This window comes from Marinagarivorans sp. (assembly GCF_982758155.1).
Window position 1 is genome coordinate 278 of sequence record NZ_CEXWTU010000162.1, and the last position, 11,465, is coordinate 11,742.

Annotated in this window: 9 protein-coding genes; 4 read left to right on the forward strand and 5 right to left on the reverse strand. The window is 45.1% G+C overall.

What is annotated here, in order from left to right:
• The 3 genes from AC3A8L_RS15220 to AC3A8L_RS15230 all read right to left on the reverse strand — a co-directional run.
• Window positions 1-331: hypothetical protein (locus AC3A8L_RS15220; RefSeq protein ID WP_487963124.1), on the reverse strand; the 331-nt coding region annotated here is incomplete at its 3' end.
• Between the two features lie 128 nt (window positions 332-459).
• Window positions 460-759, reverse strand: a complete 300-nt coding sequence (locus AC3A8L_RS15225; RefSeq protein WP_487963125.1) for a hypothetical protein — start codon at window positions 757-759, stop codon at window positions 460-462.
• Window positions 760-804: 45 nt separating this feature from the next.
• Window positions 805-978, reverse strand: coding sequence for a hypothetical protein (locus AC3A8L_RS15230; RefSeq protein ID WP_236987173.1), 174 nt, complete (start codon window positions 976-978; stop codon window positions 805-807).
• Between the two features lie 219 nt (window positions 979-1,197).
• Here AC3A8L_RS15230 and AC3A8L_RS15235 point away from each other — a divergent pair, with 219 nt between their 5' ends.
• The 3 genes from AC3A8L_RS15235 (at window position 1,198) to AC3A8L_RS15245 (ending at window position 3,304) form a co-directional block, all read left to right on the forward strand.
• Window positions 1,198-1,953 carry a tyrosine-type recombinase/integrase gene (locus AC3A8L_RS15235; protein ID WP_487963126.1) on the forward strand — a complete coding sequence of 252 codons (756 nt, stop codon included), beginning with the start codon at window positions 1,198-1,200 and terminating at the stop codon, window positions 1,951-1,953.
• A gap of 92 nt (window positions 1,954-2,045) precedes the next feature.
• Complete coding sequence (locus tag AC3A8L_RS15240) at window positions 2,046-2,216, forward strand: hypothetical protein (RefSeq protein WP_487963127.1); 171 nt, start codon at window positions 2,046-2,048, stop codon at window positions 2,214-2,216.
• 164 nt (window positions 2,217-2,380) lie between these two features.
• A complete protein-coding gene (locus AC3A8L_RS15245; protein ID WP_487963128.1) occupies window positions 2,381-3,304 on the forward strand; it encodes an ADP-ribosylglycohydrolase family protein in 924 nt (307 codons plus the stop codon).
• Here AC3A8L_RS15245 and AC3A8L_RS15250 read toward each other — a convergent pair.
• Both AC3A8L_RS15250 and AC3A8L_RS15255 read right to left on the reverse strand, forming a co-directional pair.
• On the reverse strand, window positions 3,297-3,587 hold the full coding sequence (locus AC3A8L_RS15250) for a hypothetical protein (RefSeq protein ID WP_487963129.1): 291 nt from the start codon (window positions 3,585-3,587) through the stop codon (window positions 3,297-3,299). The genes AC3A8L_RS15245 and AC3A8L_RS15250 overlap by 8 nt on opposite strands.
• A 1-nt stretch (window position 3,588) precedes the next feature.
• Window positions 3,589-10,425, reverse strand: a complete 6,837-nt coding sequence (locus AC3A8L_RS15255; protein WP_487963130.1) for an RHS repeat domain-containing protein — start codon at window positions 10,423-10,425, stop codon at window positions 3,589-3,591.
• Window positions 10,426-11,036: 611 nt separating this feature from the next.
• Between AC3A8L_RS15255 and AC3A8L_RS15260 the strand changes: the two genes are divergently transcribed.
• Entirely contained in the window at window positions 11,037-11,246 is a 210-nt protein-coding gene (locus AC3A8L_RS15260) for a hypothetical protein (RefSeq protein WP_487963131.1), read from the forward strand.
• Window positions 11,247-11,465: the final 219 nt, after the last annotated feature.

The window sequence follows — 11,465 nt, forward strand, 5'->3', positions numbered from 1 at the left end:
TAAGGTCAAGATTGAAGCGCAATGGCACGGTTAATCGGCCCTCTTCACTGATAATGGCCGAGTAAATATCCCGACTCTCGCGCATGCTAATCGCGTTATCCGACAAGGCGAGCTTTATCATGTTCGTAGTATTATTGCTGGCGCCTGAACTCAAGATATAATTAAGTTGCGCATAGCTTTCAGCGCTGATCTCATCAAAATACATCGCCTTAAAGTACCATACGGCGCAGATAGCGCACCCAACAACAAGCCCTAAGGGGAAGGAGAATTGACGGAGGAAAGTGGATCGGTTAAAGCTGTGGTCAGCCTTATCGAGTATTGTATCTGACATAACTTAGCGTCCTCTTATTCTGCAGTCGGGTTCATTGCCCCACAAAAAATGAGCAAAGCGATAATCATATTTTTTCAGCTTGGTCGGGAGCGGTTAATGGTAATCCCATACATTGAAAGTCCAAGCCCCTAATTTTTAGTTACGGTTTTTGTGTTTGCAGTGAAAAGAGCGTCATACAAAGCAATTATTACGCTTAAGACGGTTAAGCCCGCGAAACCGAGCACCCCAACGACAACAATCCAAAAAGCGGCCCCAGAGGTCCCAACGCCATCATCTCCAGAGGCTATTGTCGTAAGCAAGGAGACCACTAAAAGTAGCGCAGATATACGTGAAACCCAAGCCCTTCGATGGTTAGAAAAGCAATGAATGAGCGTAATAAATCCAACGACCAGGGCGATTACTGGATACGGCGTTTCAGACCAATTCATAGGGTTTACCTTTAAGGTCGGGTGTCAATTCCATTAACGAATGCTCTATTTTTTCTTGCTCGGTAAGCCTGTAACGGCGTCTAAGTCTTTAGGCTTCGGGTTGTTTGCGACCCGACTCATTTGCCGCACGCTAATCTCCCAGCGAGACGCTATTTCTTCTAATAACCAGCCTCTATCCTTGGCCTTTTTATGGAACTCACTGTCTTTACCACTAGCCATATATGTCTAGTCCTTAAATTACACCAACAGGTCAAATATGTCTAGTAGAGTATCGCTTACCGCGCACGATGTCATCCCAAAAAAAGCGCTTCTATGAAGACCGCTGCGCCATTCACCCTGCCCTCTACTTTTCCCTTAAGTTCACGTCCCATACGGGTTTGTTGCAATCGGGCTTCATTCGGAGTAACTTAGGGGAAAGTGACCGAAATGTGAGGTTTAATGCCTACTGCTAGGGCTGTACGCCGTTATAGGGAGTCATCTAAAAAGAAGGCACCCGTCCTTACCCCGAAACAATTGAAGCGGCTACTCTATGTTGCCGGTGATACTCGAAATCCCGAAAGAAATCAGTTGATCGTTTGGCTTCTATTTGGCGCAGGCCTAAGAATTAGCGAGGTCGCCGTAATTGAGATCAAGGACGTTATTTGGAAAAGTGGAAAACTGAAAAACGAAATCATAATTCCCGCTAAGCACTGCAAAAACAACAAGGCCGGCCATGTATTTTTCTACCACAAAAAGTTGCTTTCCGCGCTTGAGCAGTACGTTGACCATAGAGTTAAAAACAGGCTCATGATGGGAGATAATGATGAGTATCGGGGTTTACGCAAAGATTCCAAGCTGATTTTAAGCGAAAACAAACGCCCGTATTCACTTAAAAAGAAAGTTAGAGTGAATAAAGATAATCAGGAAGAGGTTTATTGGGCCTGCGATACCTTACAAAGCGTTGTTACTAAGTGGGGTCGAGAGGCTGGCATAGAGAGATTTACCACGCATAGTGGCCGAAGAACGTTGGCCACTCGCGCTGCTAGGCGGGGCGCTAGCGAGAGTGAGCTATGTGCGCTGTTACGCCACGAAACAGACGATCAGCCATATGAATATATAGAGCCCAACTATGCAGGCATACGAGCCACGCTTGAAACGCTTTATGCATCCGCCGAGGAAAGTATTAACAAAGAGTCACTATGTATAGTTAGATAATGGAGTTATTCCAACAACAACCAGGGGATAGCTATGACATACGTAACATTGAAGATGTGGAGCTTTAGCCCCATTTTTAACATTTAGATTAGATGACAGAGGAAGATTTACGGGGGCCTGACGATGCTTTAAAACTGCAGTTTGAGGCCGTCAGCCAATTTGATGACGAGGATAAACAAATCGCACAAAGCGTATTAGAAGGGCTGATGTTAAAGCACCAAGCCAAGCAATCCATGCAGCGACAGATTACCAATAAGAAATAAAAAAAGCCGCTAAGGCAGTTAAGCTTTAGCGGCTTTTTGTGTTGAGGGTTAGACCCAAGAAATACTAACCTATTGATTTAACAGGTTTTAGTTTTGGGTGTCCCCGATTACTACTGCTGATTAAACAACAGCAATCAGCCTAATGACAGCATTAACAGGACTCAATGATGACAAGTATTGATAAGTACAAAGGTTGCTTCCTAGGACTTGCTATGGGCGACGCATTTGGCGCACCTTATGAAGGAGGCCCACTAGAAAGGTTGCTCTGGAAGGCCATAGGTAAAACAAAGAGCGGGGAATTGAGATACACAGATGACACCCAAATGGCTATCGATGTGGCAGAGTCATTCCTTCACAACAACGCAATCGACCAGAATCATTTAGCACACACATTCGCCCAGAGTTACCAGTGGTCAAGAGGGTATGGCCCTTCCACCTCGCAACTGTTAAAGCTCATTAAAAAGGGAAAGAACTGGAGAGATGTAAACAAAAATAAATTTAAAACAGGGTCATTTGGGAATGGCGCCGCAATGAGAGCGCCAATATTAGCCATGTGCTTCCCTTCCGACACTCAGGCATTACTAAACAATGTAGTGAAAAGTGCAGAGATCACTCATGCCCACCCGCTAGGAATCGAAGGTGCCCGGCTTATAGCGCTGGCAACTCAAGCAGCACTTCAAGATTTAGACAGCGAAACAATCTTGACGAAACTACTCCGCCATAGCCAATCAGAAATTTATACAGATAAACTTACTTTTTGCATTGCAGCTCTAACCCAATCAGACATAAAGCTCAGAGAAATAAAAAGAAAACTAGGCAATGGAATAGCAGCCCCGCAATCATGCGTTACTGCCATTTACTTTTCCTTGAAATTCCGAAATCAAGACTTCAAGTCAATGCTTAACGAAGCAATCAAGCTCGGAGGAGACACTGACACCATAGCCTCCATGGCTGGTGCCATCTGGGGCGCCTTTAACGGCCTTGCAAAAATCACAAACCCAGACCCCGATAGAGTCGAGAAAAAAGCAACGATATTGTCCCTATCAGAATCCGTCTTCACTAGAAACTGTGAAACAACACTTATTTGAACACTTTTCTAAGAATAAAAAATGGGCACAAATAAGATGCCGCTATCAATATCGCGCCAGCTAGGAACAGCCAGCCACCTGCCAATCCAAACACAACAAAGTCATCTTTAAAGTAAGAATAAAAGGCAATGAAAATCAGCAACACAAACTCAACAGGCATTAAGGATATATTACGAGTGCCATCGCCCTCCTTGGCAACTCGAACAGCAACCAAAGGAAGTAAAAAGTTCCAGATTATTTTTAAAGTAAAAAAAATTGTTAAAACATAAAAAAAATATTTCATTTTAAGGCCTGTAATAGCGTTGCCCGAATAAGGCGCCCTTAGCGCCATCTAGGCCGGGTCCGTACCCCACCCTTGACCTCAGCACCTCTCTGGTAATAGAGCTATATTGCCCTCCGCCCCATGAAAACGAAAATGGACGAAGAGTCATTTGCGGGCCCCATAAACCGGTCCTTATAAAATTCAATCTGGTAGGCCCGCCAACCATAACCCATCGATTTGCCGATAAATTCGCGGTGCCAGCTGGACCTTTAGCCCAAGATGTAACCGTTATATATTGGCTCTTTGCACCACTAAATAAAGCCTTATATACCCCAGCACCACCTATCAAATAACAGCTTGGACAGGTCTGCGATGCCGCCCCCGTAGCTAGCGGGTTATATAACATCCCTGTTTCAGTATCAAAATCATACCCTGTAGTACCATCTGAACTAACCGTACCACCAAACGGCCCGACCTTAACGGTTACCGGGTTTCCTCCTGCATCAAAATAAGTCCCAGGTATTGGCGAAAAGCCTCCATTATCAGGATCACCCTTTTGTGCAACAGAATCAAGCGATGTCCCTTTCGCATTAGAGTCTGTGTGTTCAGGATCCCCGGGCATAATATCTTCACTATATGTAACAGTGCCCAATCGCATTTGCCCATTAATACCGTAACCTTTCACAAGACTATCTAGCGATACTTTTTGTTCCGCATGAAAAGCATTTGACATAATACCGTCACTGCTTGGCATTACTGCCTGCGAAGCATCGAAATCTGGCGACACCCATCGAAATGTTATATTCATAGCATAATGGTTATCTAGAGATAAACCGGACATGAAAAATGATTCGCTGCTATACCCGCTAGGATCAACCAACCCCAAAGGGTTATTAAACACATAACTATACCGATTATAACTCTGCGAATTATAAGGCGACTGCACAAACAAATCCGCACTCAAAAACCGCCCAACAGTTGGGTCATAAACCCTTCCGCCCATATGAATAAGCCCTAAGCCATCTAACATATCGTGGCCGGTATAGCCTTTATAGGAAGACGAACCTGCATTGGCTAATGCCCCAGAACCAAAATGGGTTTCTAGCGTATTACCAAACGGATCAAAGGCCATACGCTCTTCAACACTACCATTCTCGTTCAGAATGGTATCGGTACTGCCTAGATGGTCGAACAAACGGTAGCGGTGAGTAATCGTACTGCCCACCTTTTTCTGCATATAACTACCCGCATAACTGGTTGTAGTTTTTGTGCCGTTGTTGTCTTCGACTTCGTACTGACCGCCCATATAAAAGTAGGTGGTTTTATTACCGTTTTTTTGTTTTATTTTATCGTGATTGGCGCCGTACCAAAACTGGGTATTACCAAGCTGTGTAGGTTTATTAAATACGTCGTATTCGTTGAGGGTATTGCCACGCTGCACCACATTACCGTAAGCATCGTAATGGTAATTAATGTTGTTAGCGCGGGTTACGCCGTAAATACTAGCACCATTCGATTTCCCGTAAACTTGCTCACTTTGGCCGTTATGCGTAAGGTTACCGTAAGCATCGTATTGGTAATCACGCATACTGGGAATTGCACCTAGGCCAAAAACATGTGCATGGTCTAAGCGATTTAGGCTGTCGTACATAAAGTTTTGAGTCAGGTCCTCTATGCGCGAACCACTGCTATTAACGCGCTCGCTACGGCGTTGTTGCAGGTTACCAATAGAGTCCCAATCGTAGCTGAGTTTTTGCAGTGTGCCTTGTAAGCTTGCTATGCTGCCGCTGGTGATTTTTCCGCTGGTAATTGTGCGCAATAAACCATTGAGTTCATCAAAGCTTTGCTCGGTTACCACGCCATTCCCCATCAATTGATAGGTGTAATTACCACGCTCGTCGACGGTATCGCCTAAGGCCCATAACAACTTAGATTGCGCCGTGGTAATGTCCAGTGTTTGCACGGGGACGCCAGTGGCATGATAGATTTGCTTAACCTTTAAACCGCTTGGATAGGTGGTTGTTTCTGGGCGGCTGAAGTTATCGTAGGAGTAATTTGCATCAATATAGCCTTCGCCGTAATATTCACGGGTTGTGCTTAAGCGCATAAACTCATCGTAAAAATAAACTTTGTGGTAGGAATTATCAAGCTCAGCAAATAACGTTCCTTTATTCATAACATCGTACATCCATTCGTACGTTTTTTGGCTTTCCGTTACTGGAGTATCCACGCGCTTTATTTTTCGACCTAAAACATCGTAGTCGAAGCGCATTGATTTTTGACTCGCCGTCCCTTTTTGCCAAATTTGCTCGCGTAGCTCACCAAAGCCGTTATACACATAATCGATACGGCCTGCGGCTGGGTCTTGAATCCAGAGTTTATTGCCAGCGGCATCGTGGTTGATGGTGACCTTGGTTGCTGCATTGTTATTAACAATGGTTTCTTTTAAGTTACCGGCTGGGTCGTAGGCATAAGTAGTGGGTGTGTTGTCGGCGTCTTCTACGCGTACCACTTGACCTAATTCATTGGTGTAAGTAAGCGTAATTTGTATGCCATTGTTACTGTTACTATCGGCTACAGTTACTGTTTTTTCGGTGACGTAGAGATTACCTTCTTGCCAATGCGCTATGGAAACAGCGCCGCCGTCGGCTGCGGTAATGGTTTGCGCCTCGCCCAGTGCGTTGTAATTAGCGTAGGTGGTAAAAGCCATTGGGAACAAGGTATAGGGTTCGCTAACACGCAATAAACGCCCCGCGGAATCATATTCTGTATCTTGCTTAACCGAGGAACCATCAATCGCAAAGGTCTCTGTGCTGATAACACGTTGTAGGCTATCGTAATACTGAATAGTGAGCGGCGATGCCAGCTTTTCTCCTTCAAGTGGATGCTGGGTGATTGTAGTGGTTAGGTAAACGGCCCGCTCTGGGCATGATATGGGGGCATTATCGCAATAGAAGTTTTTAATGTGTGTTTCTGCACCCGTAGGGCTTACGGTTTTAATACTGCGCCCTAAACTATCGTAGGTAATTGACGATTCTAGACCGTTCGCATCACGGGTAAAATTGACTTTACCAAAACGTTTTTCATACTCCATATACGTTTCGTGCCCTTTGGCATTGCGCATACGCGTTGGATAAAGGCCATCGTCTAATTCAAGAATATTGGAGGCCCTATCCGCAGAGGGGGTTTGGGTATCGTCTGCGGCACTGGTAAGCGTTTGAGTAACAACCCCTTGGCTATTACGCGTATAGGTTGTTAATGACTCTACGGCTCTATTGGCATAGCGTTTAACGGTTTTGGTATCGACTGTTCCTGGCTCTGGGGTGAAATAGTTATTGTGCCACGCCACGTTGAAATCAGCATCCATCGATAATGTCTGTTGCCACTCCGCAAAACCGATAAGCCAATTATCTTCGTCATTATTGTATCGTGCACTAAGACCAGTTATATGAGTCCAATTATTTTGCGCAGAGTTATTACTAAGCTGTGGTGCACGGTATGTATATTGCTCTCTAAGATTACCAAATTTGTCGTGTGTGTTGACGGTCTCTTCTACCGAAATAGGGCTTGCTTCAAGTTGATAGATTTCTTTAATTTCACGCTCTTTAACGACAAGGCGCGGGTTGTCGGGGTGGGTTTTATAAAAGTATTGATCGACCGATATTTTGCCGCCATCAAACGCTGTTACTGTTTGTTTAGCCGGCTTGCCACTTAACGGCCATGTAACATTATATTCGGCAACTGTTTTAATCTTTAAGGCTTCATTAGTCGTTGTTATCTTTTCAAAACCACTAAAACCACGACCGGTTACATCTACACGCCCACCATGGTAGTTGTAATAGACATTATTAAAGCCACCAACCCCATTACTGGAAGATAATGTTTTAACGACTTGCTTAGAGAGGCTTGGGGCTTTGTAGGGGTAACCTTCTTCAAGCGTTGAAGCAGTGTAAAGTGGCGCACCGGCATTGGCATCCCCCACCAACTCACTAAAATCGAGCTTAACAGCAGCGCCAAAACCATCGGTAACAGACGCTAACATATCGGGCTGGCCGCGCTTAGCGAGAATGACTTTAGCGTTATCAAATTCGTTTCTCTCACCATTTTTGTAATATGGAACACGACCGTATAAGCCCCCTCCCAAAAAGTAGTCGACACGGCCATCGCCATTGATGTCCTCAAGAGTCATGCTTCCCATATAGTTTTCATTACCGAAATAATACTCGCCGTTATCTAACAGGGGCGGCAAAGGTGGTTCAAGCAGGCCATTGAGGGGGTCTGTATTTACGACGTCAAAATACACTTGACCTTCATTGTTAATACGCGCTATCTGAGCGCGTATTACGGCTTCACCATTTACAACGGTTCTATAAACCAAGTCATCTTTTCCATCGCGGTTTATATCAATAATTTGCACGCCGGTAAGTACTGGCTTTGCGGGAAGCTCTTTAATAGAGCTACCGCCATTTATACCCCTGTGTGAGTCAAGCAAGCCATCTCCATTAAAATCACCATAAAAAGGCTCATATGCATTTTTATCCTTATTTAGCGCATACCTAAGGCCTTCAGGGCGGAAGCTCCCGGTTACGCCGTCGAACCCTCCATTACCGTTATTTATCCCACCATAAATATCCAGCAAACCGTCCTGATTGGTGTCTTGTACCATTGCACTGCGCCGTGCATCAAAAGCTAGCGGGGCTTGCTGCTTAAATACTGTTTTCCCGCTTTCTAATTTCTGGATCCACAAATGACGATTAAAAAAGAAATCTGTTAAACCGTCAGAGTTAAAGTCGCCAACAGCAAGTTTAGGTGCTCCATAGCTGGCCCCCAAAGTAGCCAAGAAAGTTGATTCACTGTCGTTATCCCAAAGAAGATAACCGTCTGCCGAATGAGAAGGGATGTCTTGGCCTTCCGGGACCGTTTGCGGTACTGGCCTTTTTGCAACAGTTAGAGTTTCGATATCGCCGTTCGGATGCTCAAATTTGACATTTATCTCTTGGGTGGCTTCGCCAACATGGGGGTCTACCCTGAAGTAACCGACACCAAAGTGTGTTAGCGCGGCCTTTTTAAAATTATGGCCTGCGCTCAGTAAGTCATAGGTTTTAGGATCCTGAATACAGTGGCGGGTATTCTGTTGTAAGCCATCACACCACTCCATTGTTGTGTATTCATCCTCAAAACCCACTTCGGGTTCTGACCAGTCAAATGTGAGCGGCTTTGCGCATTGCTCTGTGCCAAAAGCATCAAACCCACATTCATAAATTTGATCTACCAAAAGCCTATCGGTGATGGGGCTAAACTTGGTGTTAATACGATAGCGTGAAACACGCTGGCCAGAACCGACGACATCTTCCTGTGCGCTCGTATAAGTGGTGATTGAAGATAAGCGCTGAGTGACGCGATACTGCTCACCCAGCGTATAACCACTTAGGTAGTCACCACCACGATCTTCGTAATTAAATACGACCTGAGCACCAGGAGATAGGTCTATCCAGCGAATATTATTTTCATTACTTGCGGTATTGTATTGGTAATTAAGGCTGTAGCTATTACCGTAACGGTCTTCGACACGCGATAATTTCCAGCTCATAATATCGCCGCCATAATTTCCCGGGCGATAAACGCGGCTCTCTTCTCCGTGTGTGGAGCCATAATAGAAACGAAGCCCACCTTTGCTTTCTGCAATAAAACCGTTTTGCTGTGAATTTTTACGGATACGGATAACGCTATCTTGCTCGGTCATATATTCGGCGGACGACGACCAGTAATCTGAATCTGATGCGTTTAGGGAGCCTGAACGAAGTACCAGTTTTTGGCCGTTAAGGCATAAACGGTCACCATCACTAAACTTGGGGTTGGGCTTTTGTGCTTGCTCTTGTTCCGTAGCGAAAGAAGCGGCGCAACGAGTGATTGCAGATAGGCCAGAAACCGCCCAACCAACACCAAAAGCACGACTGCTGGTATTTTCACTATCGTATATTAGAGCTAAATTAGGCGCCAAGTTATTAATAGCGGGGGGAATTTTTATGGGAATTGAGTAGCTTGCTGCACCCTGCTTAACGCCCATAGAGCCTTGCGTAATTGCGACAAAATCGCTATGGGTAAAGTCTTCCGCGATGCCGGCATTGCCTAAATCGTATTGGAATTCTGTAGGGGCACCATTAACATTAAATAGCGAATCGAGTGCGTTAATACGGCGATCACTACTGTAACGCCAAGCTGAGCAGCTTGCTGCTTGAGATATGTCGTTACAGGCGCGTACCCTAAAGCGGTAAAGCCCACCAGCAAGGGTGTCTGTTGCTTGGTTGTTAGTGACGCGTACCATAGGGCCGAATGGCGAGTAACCTGCACTATCGTCACGATTGTCCGCTTCAATATTGTAATAATTCGCATTACTAATAGAGGGCCAGCTTAATGTGACGGTTGGCTCGTTCGCACTATTTACCGAAAGGCTAGATGGGCGATTAGGGGTGATCACAACAGGCGGTGGTGGCGCAACAGTGACTGTATGTGTGACAGAGCCTGTGCGGGCCCCGCCAGTATTACCGGTACTGAATTGACCGGTATAAACAACATTAATAGTTGTAGTACCGACGGGCAGGCCACTGATTGTTGCTGATGTGGCTGTTTTAGCCAAATTCAGCTGCGGTACAACTGAAGGGCTAGTGGTAATAAATAATGATGACGGCGAGCCGTTTTTAAAATGATTCGATTGATTTGACCAGCTAAGGCTCACAACCCCATCAAAACTCGATGCGGGTGATTGGCTAACAGTAAAATCGCCCGCTAACACACCACAACTGAACATACCTAAAACAAGTACTACTGAGTACCTCAGCGCACGCTGCAAACTCCCCATAACCACTCCCATAATCCATACCTAATAATTTGGCACGGATTATAGCGGAATGACACCCACAAAGACGAGAAGACTTAGGCCGCTTACCTTGTGCGACATTCGCCCGAAACAGACCATTAAGACATATATTTTAGCGATTAATGACACAACCAAAACTAAAGTTGTAATTGATTGGCTGGCTCATATAGCGTATTAAGAAGGCTCAAGAAGGTAATCGGCTATCTGAAGAGAGTATTGATTCTGCCATAGTTGAAATCGAAAAGTTTGGCATGAAGGCGCATTACTATCCTGCTGGTATCGGCAATAGGAAAAGTACTAATCTTAGTTATGCACTTGACACATTAGAGGCGCTGGATTCATCATAACCGACCAAGATGGACAGCTGGTCGGTAAGGTGGCAACGAAGAATCTCGGTAGCAGTGAGCTTCCTGAGCAGCGTAGAGCCCTGTTCAACATCGTTAAATAGGATGATTGAAATATGGGAAGTCGTGCTGTCGAAGTTTGCGAGCCTCAAAAATGAGTAGTTCTGAAACAGGATTTTCAGCGTCAGCTGAAGGCCTGCAAGTCTTAAAGGAAAGTTAACATTCTATAAATCGATTAGGGAAAAAATTATGTCAAGCATAGAGCAAGTGGTTGAAACCCGAGATACCTGCGGAAACATAACAGCTATAGCCAACTGTACGCTGGAGGTGTCTCACCTCCCCGACCATTCAGGCCCGAATAGCGATTATTGGCAAGCATGGGTTAACGGTGTTCAGGATGATGGCTTAACTCGCAACGAAGCTATCAGGAACGCCCATAATCGCTTTAGTAAACAGTAGGGGAATAAAATTAGGCTGTATCGCTGGTGCTGTACCGCTTACCCAAATCTAGAACCTCAATCAAATAGGACAGTTGATGATGAACGATTGGATTGACTTAAAAGAAATCATGCCACTTAGAGCTTCGCCAGTTGTGATCAAAACTAACTGGTCTACCTACAGGGCTAGATTGGTTGCTAGCCCATTTGATGGTATTGAGTTCCACGTTATAGGTAGTAG

Excerpts from the sequence above, each read along its gene's own strand:
- AC3A8L_RS15225 (WP_487963125.1), bottom strand. The coding sequence starts at position 759 with ATGAATTGGTCTGAAACGCCGTATCCAGTAATCGCCCTGGTCGTTGGA.
- AC3A8L_RS15230 (WP_236987173.1), bottom strand. The coding sequence starts at position 978 with ATGGCTAGTGGTAAAGACAGTGAGTTCCATAAAAAGGCCAAGGATAGA.
- AC3A8L_RS15235 (WP_487963126.1), top strand. The coding sequence starts at position 1,198 with ATGCCTACTGCTAGGGCTGTACGCCGTTATAGGGAGTCATCTAAAAAG.
- AC3A8L_RS15240 (WP_487963127.1), top strand. The coding sequence starts at position 2,046 with ATGACAGAGGAAGATTTACGGGGGCCTGACGATGCTTTAAAACTGCAG.
- AC3A8L_RS15245 (WP_487963128.1), top strand. The coding sequence starts at position 2,381 with ATGATGACAAGTATTGATAAGTACAAAGGTTGCTTCCTAGGACTTGCT.
- AC3A8L_RS15250 (WP_487963129.1), bottom strand. The coding sequence starts at position 3,587 with ATGAAATATTTTTTTTATGTTTTAACAATTTTTTTTACTTTAAAAATA.
- AC3A8L_RS15255 (WP_487963130.1), bottom strand. The coding sequence starts at position 10,425 with ATGGGGAGTTTGCAGCGTGCGCTGAGGTACTCAGTAGTACTTGTTTTA.
- AC3A8L_RS15260 (WP_487963131.1), top strand. The coding sequence starts at position 11,037 with ATGTCAAGCATAGAGCAAGTGGTTGAAACCCGAGATACCTGCGGAAAC.